Annotated in this window: 20 protein-coding genes, 2 pseudogenes and 1 CRISPR repeat array; of the genes and pseudogenes, 1 reads left to right on the top strand and 21 read right to left on the bottom strand. The window is 49.8% G+C overall.

What is annotated here, in order from left to right:
- Positions 1–16 precede the first annotated feature (16 nt).
- The 7 genes from ACI48K_RS16975 to ACI48K_RS16945 form a co-directional block, all read right to left on the bottom strand.
- Complete coding sequence (locus ACI48K_RS16975) at positions 17–1,021, bottom strand: class I SAM-dependent methyltransferase (protein ID WP_475028797.1); 1,005 nt, start codon at positions 1,019–1,021, stop codon at positions 17–19.
- An 84-nt stretch (positions 1,022–1,105) separates the two neighbouring features.
- Positions 1,106–2,011, bottom strand: coding sequence for an NAD-dependent epimerase/dehydratase family protein (locus tag ACI48K_RS16970; protein WP_475028796.1), 906 nt, complete (start codon positions 2,009–2,011; stop codon positions 1,106–1,108).
- Complete coding sequence (locus tag ACI48K_RS16965) at positions 2,008–2,706, bottom strand: LbetaH domain-containing protein (RefSeq protein WP_475028795.1); 699 nt, start codon at positions 2,704–2,706, stop codon at positions 2,008–2,010. The genes ACI48K_RS16970 and ACI48K_RS16965 overlap by 4 nt, the downstream gene beginning before the upstream one ends.
- A 40-nt stretch (positions 2,707–2,746) precedes the next feature.
- Positions 2,747–3,529, bottom strand: a complete 783-nt coding sequence (gene rfbF, locus ACI48K_RS16960) for a glucose-1-phosphate cytidylyltransferase (RefSeq protein WP_475028794.1) — start codon at positions 3,527–3,529, stop codon at positions 2,747–2,749.
- A gap of 309 nt (positions 3,530–3,838) precedes the next feature.
- The gene (locus ACI48K_RS16955) at positions 3,839–3,979 is read right to left on the bottom strand and encodes a hypothetical protein (RefSeq protein WP_475028793.1); all 141 of its coding nucleotides are present in this window, start codon (positions 3,977–3,979) and stop codon (positions 3,839–3,841) included.
- A 102-nt stretch (positions 3,980–4,081) separates the two neighbouring features.
- The gene (locus ACI48K_RS16950; protein ID WP_475028792.1) at positions 4,082–5,593 is read right to left on the bottom strand and encodes a GH39 family glycosyl hydrolase; all 1,512 of its coding nucleotides are present in this window, start codon (positions 5,591–5,593) and stop codon (positions 4,082–4,084) included.
- Positions 5,594–5,789: 196 nt separating this feature from the next.
- Positions 5,790–6,305, bottom strand: coding sequence for an SRPBCC domain-containing protein (locus ACI48K_RS16945; protein WP_475028791.1), 516 nt, complete (start codon positions 6,303–6,305; stop codon positions 5,790–5,792).
- Positions 6,306–6,534: 229 nt separating this feature from the next.
- Here ACI48K_RS16945 and ACI48K_RS16940 point away from each other — a divergent pair.
- Positions 6,535–6,779 (top strand): annotated as a pseudogene (locus ACI48K_RS16940) (ArsB/NhaD family transporter); the annotation flags it as partial.
- Positions 6,780–6,808: 29 nt separating this feature from the next.
- Here the strand turns inward: ACI48K_RS16940 and ACI48K_RS16935 are convergent.
- The 14 genes and pseudogenes from ACI48K_RS16935 to cas7c all read right to left on the bottom strand — a co-directional run bounded on the left by ACI48K_RS16935 (position 6,809) and on the right by cas7c (position 23,699).
- Positions 6,809–7,474, bottom strand: a complete 666-nt coding sequence (locus tag ACI48K_RS16935; protein ID WP_475028790.1) for a hypothetical protein — start codon at positions 7,472–7,474, stop codon at positions 6,809–6,811.
- A gap of 208 nt (positions 7,475–7,682) precedes the next feature.
- Positions 7,683–8,099, bottom strand: a complete 417-nt coding sequence (locus ACI48K_RS16930) for a hypothetical protein (protein ID WP_475028789.1) — start codon at positions 8,097–8,099, stop codon at positions 7,683–7,685.
- Between the two features lie 147 nt (positions 8,100–8,246).
- Entirely contained in the window at positions 8,247–8,987 is a 741-nt protein-coding gene (locus ACI48K_RS16925; protein ID WP_475028788.1) for a YheC/YheD family protein, read from the bottom strand.
- Entirely contained in the window at positions 8,965–10,113 is a 1,149-nt protein-coding gene (locus tag ACI48K_RS16920; protein WP_475028787.1) for a 2-aminoethylphosphonate aminotransferase, read from the bottom strand. Before ACI48K_RS16920 ends, ACI48K_RS16925 begins: the two co-directional genes overlap by 23 nt.
- Positions 10,110–11,270: a phosphonopyruvate decarboxylase gene (aepY, locus tag ACI48K_RS16915; protein ID WP_475028786.1), complete on the bottom strand. Its 1,161-nt coding sequence runs from the start codon at positions 11,268–11,270 to the stop codon at positions 10,110–10,112. The genes ACI48K_RS16920 and aepY overlap by 4 nt, the downstream gene beginning before the upstream one ends.
- On the bottom strand, positions 11,271–12,170 hold the full coding sequence (gene aepX / locus ACI48K_RS16910) for a phosphoenolpyruvate mutase (RefSeq protein ID WP_475028785.1): 900 nt from the start codon (positions 12,168–12,170) through the stop codon (positions 11,271–11,273). It abuts the gene before it with no gap.
- 29 nt (positions 12,171–12,199) lie between these two features.
- Entirely contained in the window at positions 12,200–12,940 is a 741-nt protein-coding gene (locus tag ACI48K_RS16905) for a YheC/YheD family protein (protein ID WP_475028784.1), read from the bottom strand.
- Between the two features lie 344 nt (positions 12,941–13,284).
- A complete protein-coding gene (locus ACI48K_RS16900; RefSeq protein WP_475028783.1) occupies positions 13,285–16,464 on the bottom strand; it encodes a glycosyl hydrolase family 95 catalytic domain-containing protein in 3,180 nt (1,059 codons plus the stop codon).
- Between the two features lie 576 nt (positions 16,465–17,040).
- Positions 17,041–17,415, bottom strand: coding sequence for a PH domain-containing protein (locus ACI48K_RS16895; RefSeq protein ID WP_475028782.1), 375 nt, complete (start codon positions 17,413–17,415; stop codon positions 17,041–17,043).
- An 81-nt stretch (positions 17,416–17,496) separates the two neighbouring features.
- Positions 17,497–17,799, bottom strand: a complete 303-nt coding sequence (locus ACI48K_RS16890) for a DUF6809 family protein (RefSeq protein ID WP_475028781.1) — start codon at positions 17,797–17,799, stop codon at positions 17,497–17,499.
- Between the two features lie 626 nt (positions 17,800–18,425).
- Positions 18,426–20,686: direct repeats of the CRISPR family, unit length 31 nt; unit sequence CTTTCAATCCACGCACCCGCGTGGGTGCGAC.
- Between the two features lie 168 nt (positions 20,687–20,854).
- Positions 20,855–21,145 (bottom strand): CRISPR-associated endonuclease Cas2, encoded by a 291-nt coding sequence (cas2, locus tag ACI48K_RS16885; RefSeq protein WP_475028780.1) that lies wholly within the window; start codon positions 21,143–21,145, stop codon positions 20,855–20,857.
- Positions 21,146–21,157: 12 nt separating this feature from the next.
- Positions 21,158–22,189: a type I-C CRISPR-associated endonuclease Cas1c gene (cas1c, locus tag ACI48K_RS16880; protein ID WP_475028779.1), complete on the bottom strand. Its 1,032-nt coding sequence runs from the start codon at positions 22,187–22,189 to the stop codon at positions 21,158–21,160.
- A pseudogene (cas4, locus tag ACI48K_RS16875) lies at positions 22,186–22,846 on the bottom strand (CRISPR-associated protein Cas4). Before cas4 ends, cas1c begins: the two are co-directional and overlap by 4 nt.
- Positions 22,836–23,699, bottom strand: a complete 864-nt coding sequence (cas7c, locus tag ACI48K_RS16870; protein ID WP_475028778.1) for a type I-C CRISPR-associated protein Cas7/Csd2 — start codon at positions 23,697–23,699, stop codon at positions 22,836–22,838. The pseudogene cas4 and the gene cas7c overlap by 11 nt, the downstream one beginning before the upstream one ends.
- Positions 23,700–23,703 lie beyond the last annotated feature (4 nt).

Genomic DNA, 23,703 nt, shown 5'->3' with positions numbered 1-23,703 from the left:
TAGATTCACAACGGCATCAGCTTTCCTCAAAGGTTAGCAATTTCCCGGTGAATCCAAGCTGATCCAGTTGACTTTGTATCTGCCGCTTATGCGCATTGGCAAAAAGAATAATGAATTCAAATTGGCATACTTCCCGGGAAGTTGGTTTTACAATGGGAATGCGAGCGATATGATGTCCATGCTTGGCTTGGTCGCTATCAAACAAACAGTGAACTTGCAGCTTACCCTCCAACATAGCCAGAAAGCTGGTCGATTCCGCCCCCGCCCCCCATGCCGCGACTCTGGCATTCGTCGGAAGCTGCGAGAGAAGCCGGTCAAGAGCAGCTTCTCTTCTGGAGGAAAAAGTATCGGAAAGTTTAGACGTTTTTCTGACATATAACTCCAGCAAGTTCGGGTCCGCCGCTTCCTGTACGCACAAAACGGTCAATCCCGCTCGAAGCGCCATTGTAGTCAGGCTGGTTATAGAAAAATACTGGATATGATCCGTACATAAATTGTAGTACAAACGTTCTTCGACAATACGCTGTCCGTTAGGAACCTCGACTAGAAGAATGCCGTTGTCATTCAGCAGATTGGCGGCTTGCGCAAACAAGGCAGCAGGCTGTTCAAGATGCTCCAGCACTTCGATGATACTGATTGCGTCAAATCGCGAGTCAAAGCGTAATCCCTCATGAAAGTAGTCATGGATAACGGAAAACCCTTGCTGCCGTGCGATCTCGGCGCTTGAAAGAGATGGCTCCACTCCAATCAGTTCTTCAAAATGGTTCTTGGCAAGCGCTAGATAATGCCCGACGCCGCAGCCAATATCCAAAAATCGTTTATTCGCAGGCGCCAACTTTACCAAACGCTCAAGCTGCTGTTCCCGGATACGTTTGAAACTGGATCCCCAAAAAGAGCCCATAGAATAATCCCGGTAATACTCCTCGCTAATATGAGCCGGAATTTGCGTATGCCCGCAGGAATCGCAGTGATAAATCTTTAGATCCCGCAAATGCAGTTGATCGGAGTCATAGATGCTCATCAAACTATGGGGAGCCCTGTCAAAGTCCTCCATAAAGGTACTTGTTTGACCGCAGATGCAACAATTCATGGCGAATCACCCTTTCTACGACTTTACGAGAAGAACCTCAAGCATCTCCTTAACGAAATCCTTCATCACATCCATTGGCTCAAGAACCGGATAATCGTACAGGCTTGTATATTCGAAATCCGTCACCGGATCGTTTCCTTCAGGTCGAATGATTTGTACGGGAAGATGGAATTGGTCCCTCGCAACCTCTTGTACTAACAGAGCATATTGCAAAACGCTGATCGTTTCTTTGCCGTAAGCATGAAAAATTCGTTCTGACGGACTTTGCTCCAAAATCCACAACGCCCGCTTGCACACATCGGACACGCCGACAAAATTACGAAGTTGGTTCCCCGGAGTCAAAAGCGTTATCGTATGGTGCTCCGCCGCTTCTTTGCAAAACAAAAATGGAATCAGGTTCCATCGTTTGAACTTCTCGCAGCTGACAGGGACGCCAAAGAGATTGGATGGCCTGATGATCCACCCGTTCAACCGCCGCGTACGGTCGAACATTTGAACGGTTTGTTCGGCAGCCCAATGCGCCAGACCGTAGTCGTTACGCGGAGAGGCGGGGGTATCCTCCGTCAACTTTCCCCCCTGCCCTCCAAAAACGTGGAAACTGGAGAAATATATGAAATTATGGATAAGGTTATTTACGCAAAAGTCAAGCGCCGCGTGGATCCCGGCCGCATTTTCCGATAACGCCCGGTATGTGTCCGTTTTATATAAGGATTCATTTGGTGAAACCGTATGAATCATCGCATCAATCCCGCTGCCGCTCAACGATGCAACCTCATGCGGGTTCGTAAAATCCATTCGGATGTCGCCGCTCCGATCCCGTTTGGCCGTTAATACGTTATGGCCGCGATTTTTGAGCATCCGGGCCAGATGGAGAGCGATATATCCGTCTGCTCCGCTAATCAATACTGTTTTGGGTTTCATACGTTTTCTCCGTTACGCGGGATTGGAATATTAAAAAAGGACTGCGCCCATGGATGATCTGACCTCTTTACCAAATGCCGTCCCGTATCCGTATCACGATAATAAATCGACCCGCTGCTCAAGCCGGTATTACGCAAAAGGGCCTGATTCGCGATCGTCACATGATCGCCCACCCTACAATCACCGATAACCGTTGACTGCGGGGCCATGGCTACCCCTTTTCCAAAGACGGGATAAACCCCGTCGACGGCTCCGACCGTGCATCCTTGATAGCATACAAAAAAATCGCTGTACTTCGCTTTTCCCAATACGATTCCCCCACCGTGAACGATAAGAAAAATATCGGGCATCTCCGCGTCGTACATACATATCACGCCGTTTAAAGCCTTGTTCAAATAAAACAGCTTTGACGAAAGCTCGGAATCCTCAAACTGTTTCCACACCGAATTCGACAAAAACCACAGGAACATCGTATATTGGTCGGCGTGAAGATGAGAGAAAAAAGTGGCTCCGTCATCATGGTAAGATTTTAACGCCACATGACGGAAACAGTATTCAGAGCGGTCCAATGCCATTTGAACAGACTGGCTGAACTTTTTTTCCGTAAGGGCAAGCCGGTTATCCGGGAAAAAATGATTCAACTGCTGAAACACGTACGCCCTCAAATCATCCGTCGACAAGGTTAATTTAAACAAAAATATAGTCCTCCGTTAGAATGACTGGATTTTGAATATATCAGTCGGCCCAAATCTTCCATGGCGCGTTCTGGCTCTGCCAGAGCTCGTCCAGGACGATCTTCTCCCGAAGCGTATCCATCGGCTGCCAAAAGCCGTCATGCCTATAAACGTTAAGTTCGCCGTCCTGCGCCAGGTTCTGGAGAGGTCCCTGTTCAAGAATGGTCGTATCCCTGTCCGGGATATAGCCGAATACTTGAGGTTCGCAAACCATGAAACCGCCGTTAATCCAGCCCCCGTCGCCCTTAACTTTTTCAGCAAAACCCGTGACTTGATTCCCTTCCAATTCCAGCCGTCCAAATCTGCCGTCCGGCTGAACGGCCGTAATGGTTGCAAGCCTGTTGCTTTTTTCGTGGCTCCGTACAAGCTGGTCAATATTAATATTCGCCAAACCATCGCCATAGGTAAGCATAAATGTACTGTTGCCCACATAAGGCTCAATGCGCTTAATCCGGCTGCCGGTCATAGTGTTGAGGCCCGTTTCCACCAAAGTGACCTTCCAAGGCTCCACCGTATTATGGTGTACCTCTACGCGGTTCCCGGAAGTGAAATCATAGGTGACCGCTTCCGACATATGCCGATAATAGTTGGCGAAATACTCTTTGATCACATAACCCTTGTAACCCAAACATATGATAAATTCATTGTATCCATAATGGGAATAAGTCTTCATAATGTGCCATAATATCGGTGCTTCCCCGATTTCAACCATCGGTTTGGGCTTTAAATGCGATTCTTCGCTGATTCTCGTTCCTCTTCCGCCCGCCAAAATAACAACCTTCATGACTGTTTCACATCCCTGCCTGATAATCGGTTCTAATTTACTCCAAATTCACTATAGAATTCATTTGCGCGGAATTCATCACTTCGATTCAATTGGCTGTGAAATGTGACAATCTCCCTATATACTCTATCGACAAAATACTCAAAATATTAATAGCGATTACCCGTAAACACGGGATGTTATCGACACATTCGCCCTATTCATCCTAAGCAAAGCCGCCTGAAATCGATAGATAAAAAAGACACCTTTACAGGTGTCTTCGTCGAGCTCTAAGTTTATGTCGAAAAGCAAGCCTCTAATCATTCTGTTTTACTTTTCCTTTTTCTCCGAATAAGCGATCAGGTTCACCTTTTCCCCGACGGACTGCTCTATCTTCTGCTCCAATTGCTGAATCTCCTGGACGAGTTCTTCCTGATTCTCCAGGTTCGTAAACTCATAATCCGGTTTCATTTTTGCACCGCCCCTGCCGTTTTTCCCTAATTTATGCGGAATGGGCCGTTCTTATACAAGCCTCCCTCGAAACCCGGAACTATCCGGGCTATCCGGTATCTATCAGAAATACGAAGTCACCAGGCTGTCATCCATGCCAACGTAAGGCTGCCGCTCTTTATGGACAGGCATAATCTCCACTAAAGTTACCTCGTTTTTAGTCAGGGTCAGCTGCAGCGAGAGCATGCCGTCTTTACTATCCAGGTTGAAGGTGCTAACCAGCGGAACGGACGATTGACGGATCGTCTCGATGGAAGCGCGGTCCGGAAAACGGGGACGGCCCATCTGCTGCCACGTCCGCCACGGGTTGGCATGTTGTTCATCCACCGTTTGGCGTTTGACGAAAGCTTGCTGCTGCGGCTCCCACGGAAGCTGAAGCGTCAGCTCCCGCTCAAAGCCCCCGCCTTTGTCCATAACGAGGTTCCAGCCTACCAGCGCGATCGTGCCATCCTCCCTGCGGGTGACAATCACCTGCTCGTCCCGGTACAAGAGAGTATCCCCCAACGCCCGGAAGAACGCAAACAGATGAAAGGTCGGCTTGGCAATGCCGTGAAGCGCCACCAATCCGAAGCCTCCATGAAACAGCGCCTTGGGCACGTCGGACTCCTCGAAAACATCGCTGAACGTCCAATAGGAAAACGAATCGGTATAATCGCCGCCCTCGCTTAAAATCCGCGCCAGATAGGCCGCGTTCAGCACCGTGTCATGGACCGGATTGGTCGGATTGTAGGACGTATTGTATTCGGTAATATGAAAAGGCAGCGCCGGATAAGGAGAAGCGTCAATCATTCCCCGGACGGTTTTGAATTCCTCCAGCATGGTGGTATTCGGATACAGTTCTTGATAGTAATATTCGAAGGTCGTTTTGTTGGGCTGTGCGGAAGTATAGGCATGTCTGGAGACGAAATCGAGGGGAGCGTCATTTTCCCGGCAAAATTGCAGAAAATCCGTGATCCAATGGTCCGCGCCCCCGCAAATCGCCGGCCCTCCCACCTGAAGTCCGGGATGAACGGATTTTACCGCCTTCGCCGTTTCCAGATACAGCTTGAAATACTCCGCCTGATCGGCACCCTTCCAAAAGTTCGTGAGATTCGGTTCGTTCCAGACTTCAAATGGCCACTTCAGCACTTCCTCCAGGCCATACCTTTCAATAAAATGTGAGGCCACCGCCCGGATCAAATCGGTCCACTTGCCGTAATCCTTGGGAGGAGTCACGTTGCCCTTCCAATAAAACACCGTCTCCTCCCCCGAAGCCAACGCCGAAGGCATAAATCCAAGCTCCACAAACGGACGAATCCCCAATTCCAGAAATTCGTCAAAAATCCGGTCCACGTAGGTAAAGTTGTAAAAAGGCTTTATCTCTCCGTCTATCTCCACCTCACGGTAGATCCCCAGATCATCATGCAGCAGCCCATGACCGCGGATATACTGAAAACCGATCGACTGCTGCACCAGCTTCAGATGCTCCATGTATTCTTTTTGCAAAGCCAGAGCCAGCCTGCCCGTCCCCACGCAAAACCTCCAAGCCGGCTTAAAAACGCTTTCATTTTCAGGTTCGACAATGATATGATTCACGGATTTCGCCCTCCCGATTCCAATAAAATACAATTCCTGGACATTACATTGTATTCGATGGTGGATGCCCTATTCCTCCCGGAATACTTGAGAGGGATGCGCTCAAAGGGTGCCTCCGCGCGTTCAACCGGTTTAGCTATGCAGCCATGAAAAAACAGCCGCCGGTTCTCATGCCGACGACTGCTCCCTTGTCTGATTATTTGACTTCGTTCAAGCGCTCTTCCAAACGATCCCAGGTTTCCGTGATGCCCTGCAGCATGCCCATGTCCAACACGGTTTTGAGATCCTCGGGCGATACGAACAAGCTCCGGCTAACCAGCTTCGTCTTACCGCCAAGATCCACGAATTCCATCTCGATCTCGGTCGCCGGCATCTCCTCGTTCACGTTGGCCTCGGCATCCGAGAAGTAATCCGTGTAGCTGAACGCCGTAGGTTCGGCGATATCTTTATACACGGCTTTGCCCCAGGATTCCATCCCGTAAAAATCGCCCTGATTCTGATCGAGGCACTTCATACAGTAATGCCAAACGCCGCCCGGCCGGAAATCGACATGGCATACCGTCAGTTCCCAACCTCTCGGGCCCCACCAATGTTTCAGATGCTCCGGCTCTTTGAACATGGAGAATACCAGCTCCTGCGGCGCGTCGAATTCGCGCTCGAGCACCAGCACGCGCTCATTTTCTACTCTGGAAACCATGGCTTGCTTTGTCATTGTTACATCCTCCTCATCGGCTTGAACGCATTTTGGCGAGTATTCATCGTTTGCAGCTCCCGCAGGTGCTTATACTGTGGATCGAACTTGCTTTTAATGCAAGAGATCGTTTGTTATTGAATTAAATATACACTATAAGGAATATTCCTGTAAAGAAATATTTAAATTTTTATGACGAAATTTTCGAATCGTCTGCCATAACTGCGAAAAAAGTGAGACAATGGATGGCATCGCCCAATCCGGCACCACCGGCGTGGTCCGCGTCTCCCTCATCTACGCCAACGTCATCGGCACCGACCTCGGCCCCAAGATCACCTCCATCGGCTCCCTCGCCACTCTTGTCTGGCTCCACGTCCTCGCCAAAAAAGTCGTACGCATCTCCTGGGGGACGTTTTAAAGTGGGCATCGTGTTGACGATTCCGATTTTTGTTCGTGACTTTGGTGGGGTTGTGGGTGGGGATGATGATGGGGTAAGGGACGCAAGACGCCCTGGAATGGCAATTTCAAATGCCGGCAGGCAACAATGCCTCTTCCAATGTATATACCTTCGCTTGATCGGTTTCAATAAAGGAAGCCTTTATTTCCTCATTCCTTTTCCACTGCTTTATATGAATTTTCGAGTATTCCCAAAAACATCTTACTTCCTCCGGTTTAAAGGTTTGATGGCCATTGATCAACAACTCAGGCCGCTTATCTTTGTCATTATAAATATACAGCAGCGCCTTTTTAGGATTCGAATTAATAAGTACATAGCTTATGCTAAAACCTCTGGATCGTTTTCTAAGTTCGTCCACTTCCTTCCATGCCGTAAAGTTGAAATAAGTGACTCGATCTCTGGCTTCGGAATAGGTAAAACAGTCTCCACAATCATCACAAGTTAACTCAAGAGCGTTCTCTTTCTCGTCACTTAGCCCTGTACAAATTCTAAACTTGTACGGATGATTACACTTAGCACAAGTCAAACTAGCATCCGCCACTTCTTTTAAGAGTTTGAGATAATGCACTATTCTCTCTTGAGTATAGTTGGGATCTCGGTCTGACGTTATTGCTCGAATGGCTTTAGTCTGAAATTTGAACAAAAAAAACAAGTCCCCTTTTTTAATAAGTTTCTCAGCTAGAGCCTTGTAATCTAAAACATTAAGTTTTTCAGGTGTTTCGATTAATGTCACTTTCATTACCTCCAAATCTATTATTATGGTTACTATTTTCACCAAAATAATAGATTTATATACGAAGTACACAAAAGGAGGAGCCCGCCGCCAACTAAAAAGTGACGTGAGCTCCTTAGGTTATGTTTAATCTATTTCTTCAAATTAAAGTACTCTTTGTCAACGCGCAACTGCTGCTTCAGGATCCAAATTCTCCAGATCGCTCCAACTAGGCATGAAGCAATCCTGCAACCGATTCGAGATCGTCTTCCAAAAGAACACGCAAGACATATGGCGCATGTTTATGGCGGTTAGGCGTGTTGTAATAGCGGGAATAGTTGTTTTCGTAATCGATCGCGTATTCGATTAATTGACGAGCCAACTCCAATCTGAGCTCATCAAGAGTCTCGCCGTCCGCGACAAGATCCTCCATTTGCTCGATAGACCCCGCATATCTGCCGTCTTCATCTTGCTCATATTCGAAGGTCAGCTCATAAATCGACAACAGTTCCTTTGTCTGCTGCTTGGAAAAAGCCATGATGACATCTCTGTTGCGTTTAATCGCTTGCGGCTTCTCCCTGACTATAGTATCAATAAATCCGCCAAAATTGGCTCGTACATCCGTGGCGTTTAAAAGTGTTTGCATGTTCATCCCTCCTCACCCCCATGTTATCTCATTATGTACAGAATGTACATTGTGTAGTATATGTTTTTCTGCTCAGAGCATTCGTAAGACCGGCGGCCGCCCAAGACTTTGGTTAGTCCCGGATGCTCCGCCGGTTGATGTTTTAGATCATCCTCTTTTATATGAAACGATCCGTTGATACAACTTTCGATCCTTCAGCTTATGAAAATGGGACATGGCCGGATACAGATTGGCTTCAATAATGGAAACGCGCCCCTGCCGATTGGTTGCCACATCCAGGCCGTATATGCGGTGCTCGGGGAACATGGCTCTTAATCTTCTCGCGGACAGAAGCGAAACTTTATTGATTCGCGATTCCAGTGCGGCCATAGGCAGATGGCTAATCGACGAACGCCGGATCCCCGGCCTAAACCCGAGCAGCTTCCCGTTGCTTCTCGTGTTGTTGGAAACAATGTACCCTTTGCCTGCCACCTTGACGACCTTGGCCGTGACTACCCACCGGGATGAATTCTTTTTCCGTTGGACGATGACCCTCATATCAAAGGGGCGTTTATTGATGGTTGGGCGAGTAATTCTCCGTTGAACCATATAATCGGCGGACCCCATGATTCTTTCCATGTAACGGTAGGTATCCTTTTTCCCGCGTTTCACCGTCCTCCTCTTCTCGTAATGTATGGCGTACCTGTCATTCCCCAGATCCGAGACTTGAATGACTCCCCGCCCGCGGCTTCCCCAAACCGGTTTAATCATGACATGCCGATATCTTTGCAGAAGGCTCTTGAAGGATTGCCGGCTCATGATCCGTGTCTCCGGAAGGTAGGGCGCCAAGGAGGCGCTCCTTTTCATAAACACGTATTTTAACCATTTATTTTTGGTTCTCGTTCTCATGAGACTCCACCTTTCTTAATGCCCCTCGATTCCTGCCCAGAAATTCTTCAAGCCCTTCCAGAAAAACCTCGATATCCTTTGTCGTGATGTCCCCGATATTGGCGATCCGGAACGTCTTCCTATTCTCCAGCTTGCCGGGATAAATCATGATGCCTTTGCTGTAGAAAAAATCATGCATGGATTGGAAATCAAACCCCTCATAAGGCTCTTGAATGGAAGTAATGATCTTGGAATGATGCTCTTCGGGGACGATATAGGTTAGGCCCAGCCTTTTCAGACCGCCGATTAAAGTTTTCCAGGATGCCGTGTATCGCTCGTAACGTTTGGCTGCCCCTTCCCGCTTGAGTTCCAGGATGGCTTGCCTCAGCGCGTACAAAGTCTGCACCGGCGGGGTAAAGCGCATTTGCGCATGTTCCTCAAAATATCGATACTGCGCGTACAAATTCAAATAATAGCTCCTTGGCTTCTTATCCTTCAAACTCTCCAATTTGCCGTTCTCGGCGATGACGAATGAAACCCCGGGCATTCCCTGCAGGTTTTTGTTGGAACTGGATGCCAGAAAGGAAATGTTCATCGGCTTCATCTCGATCGGTACGGCGGCAAATGAACTCATCGCATCCACCATCATGTCGATATGATACCTTCCGCATAATTCGCCGATCTGCTTCACATTGTTCAGGAGCCCGGTCGTTGTCTCATGATGCACTACGGCAAGATGAGAGATTGCCTGGTCTGCAGACTGGATGTACCTCTCCAATTCTGCCATGTCGATCGCGTCGTCAAAAGGACTTTTAAATTCCAAATAGTCGATTCCATAAACCTCAGCGATTTCGCACATCCGTTTTCCATATGCGCCATTGTTAATGATGACGATGGCTTCGCCGCCCGGGACGGAGCTGATCATGGATTCAACGGCCGCCGTGCCCGAACCGCCAAACAAGATGGTCCGATAGTGGTCCGGATCCGCGACCAAACGGGTAAGCTCCGTGGAAATCTCCTTCATGATCGCGCCGAATTCGGCTTCGCGAGGGCAAATATCCGGAACGACCTGGGCCATTTTCACCTCGTCTGTCGTCGTTGTCGGACCCGGAGTCAGCAAAATGTTTCTCCTTATGGCGGAACTCATGGGCCGTCCACTTCCTTGAGCTTGATGGAATCCTCCCGGATAAATCGTTGCAATCGTTCCTTGACTTCATGCGGCTTGATGCTTGGGCGGGCAAGCTGCTCTTTGGACTGCTTGGATATTTTCATATGCAGGAAGGTAAGCTCCCTCGTCTCTTTCCACGCTTGTATAGAAGCTTTCAGTTCTTCGAGGTTGTGGATATGGATCGAACTCGCATAGCCGCAGGAAGCGGCAACGCCAACGAAATCCACATTGTGGGATACCGTACTCTGCCCACCCGTCGATTCATGGGCATGATTATCGAGAAGAATATGAAGCATATTGCCGGGGTTGTAATATCCGTTTGTCGCCAGGCTGCCCATGCGCATCAACAGAGATCCGTCTCCGTCAATCACGACAATGTTCTTCGCGGGTTGACTCAGGGCCAGGCCAAGCCCAAAAGAACCAATGCACCCCATCGAGCCCACCATGTACAAATGGTTGCTTGCATCTTCAATTTCGTACAATTCCCGTCCTGTTTTGCCTGTGGTCGCAAGCAGTACCGTATCCTTGTCTTTCAGCGAGTGGATTGCCGCTAACGCCTCATACCGTGAGGGAATCTGATTGCCTTGATGAGCATGCCGGATGATCCGGTTGAAATGAACGGCGTTTTGCCGCTTTTGCAAAGGCACCGTATCGAAGGTCCCTTTCCTGACGACAAAGAAGAATGTCCGGTTCCGGGCGATATGCTCGTCAGCCTGAATCAACTGTTTTACGGCCTCCTCCAAATCCGCGGAAAGATACTGCCACTCCACGTTCATCAACTCCAGCAGCTGCGTCGTAATCCTACCCATAAGCTCATGCTGAGGCTCGTCGGGGACGCCCGGTTCTCCGCGAAGGCTGACAAATCCGAGAAGTGGAATACGAAAGGGATAGATCAGGGAAGTTAACGGGGAAACCGCGTTGGTCAACCCCGAATTCTGCATAAGCACAACGGATTTCTTCCCTCCGATATAAGCGGCGGACGCGGCGGCAACCGCATCCCCTTCATTGGCCGCGGCCACATAGTCGTATTCGTTAATGGCGTAATTGATTAAGTTTTTCAAATAGGAGCACGGTACCCCGCTGAAAAAAGTGAACCCTAATTTCGTGAGCTCTTCTCCAAACCTCTTCGTGTCCACTTAGCTCACCTCGTTCGATTCGGGCTTTGACGCCGGAAGATATTGCCGTTCCGCCGCTTTCAGTTCTTCAGCTCCTTGGAGCCTGAAAACTTCCTCCAGTGTCGCGACCTTCTTTTCGACCTGAACAAGGCTCTTATCCTGATAAATTCTGCGGGAGACTCGTTTCATGGCTTCAATGGAGGAGCGCAGGTTGTGGTTGGCCCAAATGACAAGGCTAACTCCCAGTTCATCAAATTTGGCCGTCGGCGTTAAATAATACTTCGTAGGTACGATGACGACAGGTAGTCTCCGCCCCCATTCCTTCATAAACGCTTCAATCTCCGCGGCATCCGGTCGTTTGCTGTGAATGAGCACCGCGTCGGCGCCCGCATTCCGATAAGCCTCCGCCCGCCGCAGCGCCTCGCCAAGCCCTCGCCCCGTAATAAAAGCTTCCACTCGGGCAACCACCACAAAATCATCGTCGGTTTGAGTATCCTTCATCGCTTTGATCTTGCCGGTAAATTCCTCGATATCGGCCATCGGCTGCATTTCGCCGCTTAGAAACGAGTTCATTTTGGGGAATTTCTTATCTTCAATACAAACCCCGGCAACATCTCGCTGTTCCAGCTTCCTGACCAAGCGTCTCGCATTGTTGAAATTGCCGTACCCCGTATCCCCATCCAGCAGAATCGGAATGGACGTCGCGTCGCTCATAAATTCCAGGACATCCATCACCTGGGTCCACGAGGCTTCATTATTGTCCCTGACCCCCAATGCCGCGGAGATCGACAAGCCGCTGGCCCATATTCCTTTAAACCCCGTCTCCTCGACGATTTTGCCGGACAGTCCATGATGCGCCTCCATGATAAACTCCAAGCTGTCTGAATGGATCAAGCGTTTAAGCTGCTGTGTTTTCTTCATTGAAGCCTTCTCCTTCCCCTAAAAAATATTCAATCATGGAGTTTTCTCTTCATGATTCGTTTATTTGCGATAATGCTTCTGATCATGGAGTGATCGGAGAGTTGGGTGAACAAGGCGTGGCCCGGATGAGAATTGGCTTCGAGGATCCAGATGCGTCCCTTCTCGTCGACGGCAAGATCAACCCCCAATTCATGAATCGGATGCCATTTATTAACCGTTTTTGCGATAGTAACGGATAGTTGTTCTATTTTTCGATAACAGGCGTTCACTTGAGTTTGATTTTTATGAAAAAGGCTTAAAAGAACCTTTTTCAAAGGTTCCGCATGCCCGCCTTTTTGATAATTCGTCACAAATTTCTCGGGTGCGGCGACACGGGCGACCATACCCGAAATCATCCAATCATGCCCAGGCTTCTGCAGGTATATGCGAATATCAAAGATCACCCCGCGATACTTCGCTAACCGCAGCCCCTTTTGCACCAAATACCGGTGCTTGGATTTCCGATATAAATGAATCGCTTTCAAGACGGATTCGGCCTTGACCTTCTTCCGATGCGGACCGCAGCGCACCTCATATCCCCCGTTCAACTTCTTGACACGGATGATTCCGCTGCCCCCGCTCCCGTGGTCGGGTTTAATGAAGACGCATGAATAGGCCCTCACCATTCGCAAGAGCCGTGCCTTCGTCATCCAGTGGGTTTCGGGCAAATATCCGCGCAGGGCAGGGTTCCGCAACATCTCCTTATGCTTTCTCATTTTCCCTATAGTCATTGACATCCTCTTCTCTTATCGGTTCAGCTATATAGAGCATATGTATCAAACCTTTCCGTCGTATAGGCTAGGCTCCTAGTTAAGGAAAAAGATTTACAATATGTAATTATCCTCCTGCAGAAGAAAACGATATGAACACTTTCATTAACATGAGTGACAAGAAGTGAAGATAAAAAAACAGGTCAATCATGGCGGTATAGAACCATAATCGACCTTTTGATTTATGCAACCGCTTGGGGTGCGGCATGCTGAGGAATGGTGCAACTGCGTCGGGACTTGGGGTGCGGCCTTAAGGATCACCTCGCGCTTCTTGCTATCTGTTCCCGCTGCCTACCGCTCGAAATTCAAAATACCTCCAGCAGAAACTTCTCCCAAAGTCCAATCGTTTCCCGGTTGGCGATCAAAGGTTCGGTCCCGGCATTCTCCGCACAAACGTACCGATTATTTACGGAGGCCTGAAGGGAGAACGTATTGTCCCCGTTGTCGATCCACTTGAATTTCTCCGTTGGTCCGATGGAATCCGAGCCGGCGATCAGGCTGTTCGCGCCTTGGCTGTCCGTGGATACATACAGATTGTTGGCCAGTGCCTGCAGCGCGACCAATCCGTCTCCCGCGTCCACGACCAGGAACCGCTCCCATGGACCCGCCGCGTCGCGGTTGGCGATCAGCGGTTCGGTGCCGGCATTTTCGGCGGTCACGTATTTATTGTTAACGATCGGTTTCAAGGTAATCACCGAGTTGATCGGAGCCACCGAGGCGGGTTCCTCATTAGGGGTTCCGTACAGCTCTAACTCCGGTATTCTGGCATTGCTGCGATCGCCGGGCACTTGATAATACCCCGCGTTATCCTGAACCGGCGTTTGGATGTACAACCTTGCAAATTGGGCAGGGCCGGAAGAAATCGTCCGGTCCGTAATATTGGCCGTGTTGTTCTCTACCGTATCGGCATCGGTCCACGAATTCCCGTCGCTGCTGATTTGCAGCTTGAAGTTTTTCGTATTGTAGGCCGCCGATTCTCCGTTTGAGCCCGCATGCTTCACGACCCAACGTGTCAAATCGTAGGTTCCCCCCAAATCAACCGCAAGCCATTTGTCTCCCGGCACCGAGCTGAGCGGCTGGGAGGTCCATTTGGTTGTGAGAAGACCGTCAACCGCTTGATTAGCGGATTCCGTGGAATCGATCTGATCGCTGGCGGTCACCACTTTATTTTGCGCCATATTTCCCGTGGGCGATGTCGTATCCGTATCAAGCTGCTGGTTCATTCGGTCGATCACGGTTTGATAGGAGGTGCCGTCAGGGGCGAGAAGGATGGTTTCGTTCACGGCGGTAGGCAGGTTGAACTCCGCGCCGGACACCGTTCCCGCGTCCGTGCCGTTCCGGTACACGCGTACGGTTTGCCCGGGCCAAGGATTGACCACGGTGGCCGCTTTCCCTTTTTGGCTGATCAACCGCACATAACCGACCTGATTATTCCTCATCTCACTGGATACCAAAAACGCACCGTAAGCCATGAAGTCCCCGTATTTGGCATCCGTGTTGGCCGGCCAGTCCGGGAAAATCCGCAGCTTGTTCTGGAACGACTGCAGGAACATTTCCGCCAAGGTCGCCGGAACCGTGTTGAAGGTCTCGATGCCGCCTCCGGAGAGCCTCATATGAAGGTTATTGTAGCTTCTTTTGGAAATATGGGACGCAAGCTGGTTCAAAATGGTCGTCGGATTATAGCCGACTCTCGCGGCAGCCGGATAAAAGGTGTTCGATCCGTTCCCATCGTCCCAGCGGGCCATTTGACCGATCATGTTGCGAGCCGTCTGCAGCAGTCCGGGATCGCTGGACAGACCAACCTGCCCGCCCGGATAAATATGCTGAATGCCGATGGAGTTGTCCCCATTCCAATCGCGTCCGACCTCCGTATAACGGAACACGGTCTGGCCGTTCCGGGTAAAGGTCGGGAAAGGACTGAGGTTATTCAGGATATTTTGCCAGGTAGCCCGCAGGGAGGTGTCCTGATTTAAGGCCACGCTCATGTCGATGCAGCCCTGGAGGAGAAAACGAACCAGCCCCAAAGACATGACCCCGTTGGTCTGAGGGAACTGGTCCCCTTCATGCTGGGCGTCGTCGACAATATCGTAGCGGGTTCCGTCCCAGACCAAGTCGTTTTGCCAAAATAAAGCGACCTGCTTCAAGTAATTGTACACTTGACTGGCATAAGCGTTATCCGCGGTATAGTTGAACCGCATAATCATATTGGTGGCGGCAAAAGCGGCATTCGTCTTCTGGTTGTGGAAGCTTTCGTCGCCGGACCCGTTGGGCAGCGGACCAAGTCCCACCGCGTAATAGACACCGCTGTGCCCGCCCACGGCCGCTAAAGCCTGGCCTTTAGGAATCCAATCCAGCACGGGTTTGTCATAGTTCTCGGACAATTCAAGATGATTGGTAAGCAGCGTGAAGTAGAAAGGAACCTCATAGTTGTAATTGAGATGATAGTCCCCTCTCCAGTCACCGTCTCGGGCCAGCCAGTTCCCCCATAGTCCCGGCGCCAGTTCGCCCGCTCTGGAAGCGCTTCCCATTAAGTAGAGCGAAGCGTAGAACGATTTCTCAATCGTCTTGTTGGGAATTTCGACGAAGGATTTGCCGTAATACGCGTCCCACCAGCTTTGATGAGCCGCTTTAAGCGTATCGATATCGGCCTGGGTCTTCCCGGCGACATTGGCGATCGCGGCGGACTGGTAATTGGCATTGTCATAGTTGCTGACGATGCTCGTGACCAGCGTATACGTCCCCCCGGGCGTCAGCGTAAAGTTCAGCGTACCGCCGCTTACGGTGCCGGTCGTACCGATAACGCGCGTGGCGATTCTTGCCCGAACCGTCGCGTAGCCGCTAATCGTATCCGCGTTGTCGGCCCGCACGTCCAGATAAAGGACATCACCGGAAGCGCCTGTGGCGCTGGGAAAATTATTCAGATTCCCTTTCGTTTGGGAGACGGACATCTGCTTGTTTCCACTTCCGGTATACGTAAACTTGGTCATCAGCAGATTGGTCGACGTGTCCGTCGCCTGCATCCAGCTCGTGGTTTTAATCGTATTCCCCGCAAGCCCAAACGTGCCGTCAACGACGGCATTCGCCAGCTTTTCCTCCGCAAGGTAGGAAGCCCCGGCCATGGAAGGAACCGAAATATTCAGCCGGGCCATCGACTTGACCTGCCGCTCCCCCTGCGACCAAAACTCATTTTTGCCCAAAACCATCACCATGGCATTAATATTGCCCACCATCGCCACACCCACATCCCCGTTGCCCAGCAGCGGCGCGTCCGGCGTATTCCCATAATCGCTGTTGGTCGGCGGAGTCGTGTAAACCCCTTTATAGGGCGCCACAATCCTTTTGCTGTGATCCGAAGTAATACTGTCCGCATAGGCCTTGTTGGCCCCTATCGAAAATTCACCAACCATTCCGGCTAACAGTACACCGACTAATGCAACGATTCCGAGCCTTCTTCTTGAGTGGGTACCGGATCTTTTCCTTGTCATAAGTTCACTCCTTATTGGTAAAATAAAGCCTTTTAGAGTTGCTGAACTGTACATGGATTACCGTGTGTCGGGGAAAAAAGGCATTCGACCGATTGATCGGCCGTCCGCCGAAACCATTCGTCGATTTATCAATTCACCTCCTAGTCCGGATTATTGCAGCGCCATCCTGGTATGGGGACGGCGGTTACAACCGTGGACAGAGCCATCAAGCTTCTGTATTACCCGAAATGATACAGATAAGCGCTTTCATATCATTTATCCACTGACATCTTAGTTTATTTAGACCATTTTTTCAATATAATTCAATAAAATAAAAATTATAGGGTACAGATGATACAGTAACTCGAATTTAATCTATCTCCTTTTTCAGCCAACAAAAATATCCCCTCCAACCTCACTCGGCCTCATGAATAACATAAGGTTCCGCCGAATGATTGCTTGAAGGGGATACTATGGTACCTAGTTAAAACTTGTTCCTGGTTTCGCAAGTTACGAAGCCTAATGGCTCCTCCATATGTAAATCGCACGCTGCCTTACAACAGCTCTTTTTTCAAAATGCTTACTGTCATATTTAGTTCAGTCCTGCAAAAGCGCATTAGCAATGAGCTTGTCGAACTTGCGGATATCCACCTCTTTTTGCAATTTCACTTTAATATGACCGGCGCGTGTCCACAACTCAACCTCCGCATTAAAGTCGAGAAACTTCCCGGCATTCTCTGTAGACCACATGTTAATCGACGAATAAGGCAAGGAGTAAATTTCCACCTTTTTACCCGTAAGGCCTTGCGCATCTCTCACGATCAATCTTTTATTCGTAAAAATGGCGCTATCCCGGAAAGTCTTATAAGCCGCAACCGCTATTTCACCATTCACCAGCAACCCATTGACATCTGAAGGAATAGGACACTCCGACACCAAGGTCCATTCCAAAATACTTCGAGTTTCCGCCATCTTCTTAGCCTCCTGAAAGGATTAAGTTAATACTATATATGCGATCAGTCGGCGTTCTCTTCCTTTTACCATGTTGTAAATCTACTCGGTCGTCGATTGGGCGGGTGCTTCTACCTCGCTCCCAGTGTAGACCTCCATCATCAAAAGCACTCCGAGTTTGAACCCATAGGTGAATGTTGCCGCCAGCTCCATCCCCTGGATTCGCTGCTGCAAATCCATGAGTGCCTCCAAGTCTGTAAACTCCTCGCTTGGCAGCTTCTCTTTCCAAGCTTTTAACTTATCGGACATTTCCCTGCTTAGTAGGCGATATTGCGGATCTTTGGGGATCATTTGCTCTTCAGGGGTTAGATGGCCGTAGTATAGGGATTCGAGAAGGGTTGGCATGGGAGGGGCCTCCATTTTTACTTATAAAGTAGCATAATTGGAGTGCAAATGTGGTACGTAAAGACGTAATGTTTTTTTAAAAGTAATAATAGAGATTATTTACTGACTTGCTTTTCATTCACTTAATCTATTGATAACAGTTATGGAAGGGCAATTTGTTTTCCCCCTTCAATTCCACGCACCCGCGTAGGGTGCGACAATAGACATGCAGTTCTCCACTCTCCCTTGGGCCTTTCAATCCACGCACCCGCGTGGGGTGCGACAACTTACAATTACAGTGTATATGATCGTTCAGGCTTTCAATTCACGCACCCGCGTGGGGTGCGACTGTATACGGTGAGCGGGCGCGAAGAGATCATAGAGCTTTCAATCCACGCACCCGCGTGGGGTGCGACATGGTAGTACAAAAGACTGAACTGTGATATATTGCTTTCAATCCACGCACCCGCGTGGGGTGCGACTGCAATACCGGTATTGTCGTAACGGACTTTCGTCCTTTCAATCCACGCACCCGCGTGGGGTGCGACAATTTACAATTACAGTGTATATGATCGTTCAGGCTTTCAATTCACGCACCCGCGTGGGGTGCGACTGTATACGGTGAGCGGGCGCGAAGAGATCATAGAGCTTTCAATCCACGCACCCGCGTGGGGTGCGACGAGTGTCGATCGTGCCTGGCGGCGCATCCAAACCAACTTTCAATCCACGCACCCGCGTGGGGTGCGACACTGGTATGACGATCGTTGGTACTATTCAGATTGCTTTCAATCCACGCACCCGCGTGGGTGCGACCCGCATACCCAAATTTAGATATACGAGCTCCACCCCTTTCAATCCACGCACCCGCGTGGGTGCGACACTCAAATCGCGCTTTCGTACATTCAGCACGCGAAAACTTTCAATCCACGCACCCGCGTGGGTGCGACTTTCAACATTGTTTTTTCTCCCCTCAAGGTTAAATACTTTCAATCCACGCACCCGCGTGGGTGCGACTCGCACTTATACTATTTTGCGGCAGTTGATTCGCCTTTCAATCCACGCACCCGCGTGGGTGCGACAATGCCGAAAATCAATTCACCAACCGGATTTCCCCTTTCAATCCACGCACCCGCGTGGGTGCGACCGTATCTGCAAGAGATCGCGCACCTGGCCGAAGTGCTTTCAATCCACGCACCCGCGTGGGTGCGACTATCGAATCCCGGTATGGGCCACGGAGGGTGAATGCTTTCAATCCACGCACCCGCGTGGGTGCGACTCCAACCTCAATATACCACGGAAACGGAGGTACGTCTTTCAATCCACGCACCCGCGTGGGTGCGACGCCAGGATGTTTTGCTTCATGATATCCGTCAACTCCTTTCAATCCACGCACCCGCGTGGGTGCGACTCCAACCTCAATATACCACGGAAACGGAGGTACGTCTTTCAATCCACGCACCCGCGTGGGTGCGACGCCAGGATGTTTTGCTTCATGATATCCGTCAACTCCTTTCAATCCACGCACCCGCGTGGGTGCGACCTCCTGCCCGGGTATCTCGCCGCCCGCAAGCAGCCTTTCAATCCACGCACCCGCGTGGGTGCGACCGGAGTTTCCTTTGCGCTGATTGGTCTCGGACTAAACTTTCAATCCACGCACCCGCGTGGGTGCGACCTCCGATCTGTACGAGGGAGACTTTTTTGATTTCTTTCAATCCACGCACCCGCGTGGGTGCGACGCGGCACGGTATTGGCGGTTGACAGCATGCCGATCTTTCAATCCACGCACCCGCGTGGGTGCGACCCTCTCTATCACTTGAAAACAAAAGACTTCTTAATCTTTCAATCCACGCACCCGCGTGGGTGCGACTGGATAATGTATTCTCGGCTCTCTGAAGCTTTGGACTTTCAATCCACGCACCCGCGTGGGTGCGACTCAACTTCCACACTCAAAAAAGCATTTGCATATCTTTCAATCCACGCACCCGCGTGGGTGCGACTCAACTTCCACACTCAAAAAAGCACTTGCATATCTTTCAATCCACGCACCCGCGTGGGTGCGACTCAACTTCCACACTCAAAAAAGCACTTGCATATCTTTCAATCCACGCACCCGCGTGGGTGCGACTGTGACTTCCACTTACGGACTTGCGTTTCCCCACTACTTTCAATCCACGCACCCGCGTGGGTGCGACGAAATTACGATACATAGCTTCTTCATCCTCGCCCTTTCAATCCACGCACCCGCGTGGGTGCGACAAATGACAAGACAACAGCATCGGCACGGTCTGGCCTTTCAATCCACGCACCCGCGTGGGTGCGACGGGTTATAGGCTGCGGCATTTATCTTGTCTGATCTTTCAATCCACGCACCCGCGTGGGTGCGACTTTCCGCCACGATCGATCCGGAACTGGTCAACAAAGCCTTTCAATCCACGCACCCGCGTGGGTGCGACTGCATGTCATTTAGGACTTCGCACGGAGTCAGAAACTTTCAATCCACGCACCCGCGTGGGTGCGACTCGTAGGCTTTACCGTCCACATACATCGTTCGTGCTTTCAATCCACGCACCCGCGTGGGTGCGACGGCTCCGGCCGTGAAAGCCGAGATCGAAGCGATACCTTTCAATCCACGCACCCGCGTGGGTGCGACAAGTTATCACGCAAGTTCTTCCGCAGTTCTGCCCTTTCAATCCACGCACCCGCGTGGGTGCGACATGAAAGAACAAAAGCGCCAGACACTCCGGCTTCCTTTCAATCCACGCACCCGCGTGGGTGCGACATAAAAAATTCGGAGGTAAAGCGGTATGGCAAGCTTTCAATCCACGCACCCGCGTGGGTGCGACCAGGTTCGCTCTGGCTATGCTTTTACCAGCAATCCTTTCAATCCACGCACCCGCGTGGGTGCGACAGCGATTTTTAACAAATTATAGGCAAAAGTCGTGAATCTGACTCTAAAATGCAGATAAAAACAGTCTTTTCTCAGTAGGCAATTGGATATAATTTCATAAAATAAAAATATAATGAAATTTCCGTGGTGCGAATCCCCTAGGAAAATCATGTTCACTTAACATTCGCACTACAAGATTAGTGGCCCTTCTAAGTCAAGCGAGACCTTGGTTCCTACATGCTCCACTTTATTTTTATATTGGTTGCCTAACTGATAGAATCGCAGACTGTCCTGCTTGGGATCGATCAATTCAACTAACTTTATTTTAAGCGCAGCCCATTCCGCAGCGTCTACAATACACTCAAACACAGAGTTCTGCACACGCTGACCATAATTCTGGCACACTTTGGACACCTGACGCAGCCTTCTCTGTCCTGAAGCATCAATCGTGCTCACGTCATATGTAATCAGTACCATCATCGTTATGCGCACCTACTTCCATAAAAATGGAGGATATTCATCCAAATCGCCACGTAAATAACGTGCCAGCAACAAAGCCTGAACATGCGGAACCAGGCCCCAGGAGATGCTCTCCCCTAAGTAAGGATGAGTGATCTTCTCCTGCTTTCGGCTTTGCCAGGCGGTCAGAAACTTCTTACGCCCCTCCTCCGTCAGCAGCACTGCTCCGTTCTCTTTACGTACAAAGTCCTCGGCGTTCACTGCCTTTTTATTAATCAAAGACAGGACAAAACGATCGGCATAGATACCGCGCAGCTCTTCCATCACATCCAACGCCAAAGAGACCCGTCCCGGCCGGTCACGGTGCAAAAAGCCCACATAAGCATCCAGGCCAACCCCTTCCAAAGCAGAGGCCGTATCATTCGCCAGTAAGGTATATGCCAATGATAGCATGGCGTTGACGTTATCCAGCGGAGGCCTGCGGGAACGCGTGTGAAAGAAGAAGTCTTCTTTTTGCTGCAATATCATTGAATCCAGCAATTTATTATAACTGACCGCCGCTTGACCCTCCAGCCCTCTCAGTCGGTCTAGATCTCCACACTCGCGAATGTCCAGCATCAACTCCGACAAGTGAAGTGAAGCCTCCTTAAACTGAGCCACATCTATGCGCAGAGGGTAATCGCGGGTCATGCGTTCAAGCATCCATTTGTGATTGTACACCTTACCCAAAATAAAATTGCGTGCTACTCTGGCAGACAAAGTTTCGTCCTCCGATATCGCATACTGTTTCTTGCGAAGCACCACATTCCCCCGGCTCGCCCCAATCACTCTGGCCAAAAATCTCCCGTTCATCGTCATAAAAACAATGGAGATATTTCGCTCCGCGCAATAGCCCATGAGAGCCGGGCTTGCCCCCGTGTAACCAAAGGAGATAACCGCTTCAAGATTGTGCAGCGGCACACGCCCAAGCTGCTCTTGCTCTTTCAAAATCACGATATTGTCGCCATCCAGCGATAAATAGACGTCCGGCTGATTAATGAACAAAGTGTTAAGCAGCTTCTTCATTCTTTGATTTTCCCTTCGATATAGCTTTTTACCGAACGTTTATTCAGAACCTCAGGCAGGCACACCGACTGCAACGAGCAGCTGTTGCAAAAAGATCCCGTTTTCACCTTGGGCGTATGTCTTCTTTCATAATAACTGCGCATTTCCACCAAGATGCTTCTCACGTGTTCCTTTAGCTCTACAGTCAACGGCACCTCAACGCGATGTTTGATTTCATTGTAAAACATATAGCCTACCGGAATGGAACAAAGCAGCATTTCTTCAAGGCAAATCGCCTGTGCGGCAAGCTGTAAAATATCCGAGTCATCCTTTTTTAGGCTTGCCCCGCTTATATTCAACGGGACAAGCCTTATATTTCCCTTCGGCACCTCGAATTTCAACCCCGTCTTCATCCCGGATGAACTCCACCACATCGCAAATGCCCGTGATTTTTAGTTCCTCGGATTTGATGGGCAACGCTCGTACAATCAGTTTATCGCCGCGCTTCTCCCTTATAAAAGGTTGGTCTGCTTTGTGATGAAGATGCTGACCTTCAATAGTGCCAACATTCTCTTCCCACTGCTGCTCAATATGAATCAGCGCCCACTGCCTTTTACAGAATTGAAAGTGTTGGATGCCGGAAAGCATTAGATAATCGTCGTCCTGATTAGCGTCCATTCAAAACTTCAACCTTCAAGCCATCGAGCTCGTATAATTCAATCGCGTAATCCTCAAAAGATCTTGGTTCGTCTGTCTTGGATTTGACCTGCAGCGAACGGTGCACCTTGGCGGAAGAATATTGCCCGAGTTTCGAGTCATGCTCCCACCAATAAACTTTATGTATCTCCATGCTGCCTTCCGGTCTGGCGGATGACAAATCGTTCTCGAACAAGCTAAGAAGCGCCTGTTTGATCTTTTCCGCATCTTCATTCGTGAAACCCGTTTTCTCCGCTAACTGCGTATTAATACTCCCATAAAAAACATATACTCCATAATCAACGCGATGCTTCATCCCCATTGTATCCGAACCACGTTCTGCGCCCGGCTCCGAATTAACACTTTTCGTTATTTGCATACTCGTAATATCAATGGGATGCACGCTACGAGCTGTATGAATTGACACAGGGCCTCTTACGCCAACCGAAACACCGCTCCCACTGCCCGTACCTTTGAAAGCAAATACTTGCCCAAAGCCACGCACATCCATCCATTCCTCGCAGGCAACCTTGGCGAATTCATCTCCGGAGCCTGTTTTGGCTTTCAAAATTTCGTTAAGCTTCACATTGCCAGCGGCGCGTTCTCTCAAACTGCCGTACTCATCCGTTTTGCGATCATTCGATTGTACAAAAATAGCCTCTCCCATATCCTGCAGCCGATTCCGAATCTTCCGTTTAATCGCTACATCCGAGATTTCTCCATAGCCATCATAATTTTGTCTTGGACGATTACCATTCAGTGGATCGCCATTAGGGTTAGCGCTGGTCACTGACAGGACGACGGCAAAATCGATTTTATGATCCAAACTGCTCATTCCA

This window comes from Paenibacillus terrisolis, assembly GCF_056171975.1.
This window is presented reverse-complemented; position numbering and strand designations above follow the sequence as displayed.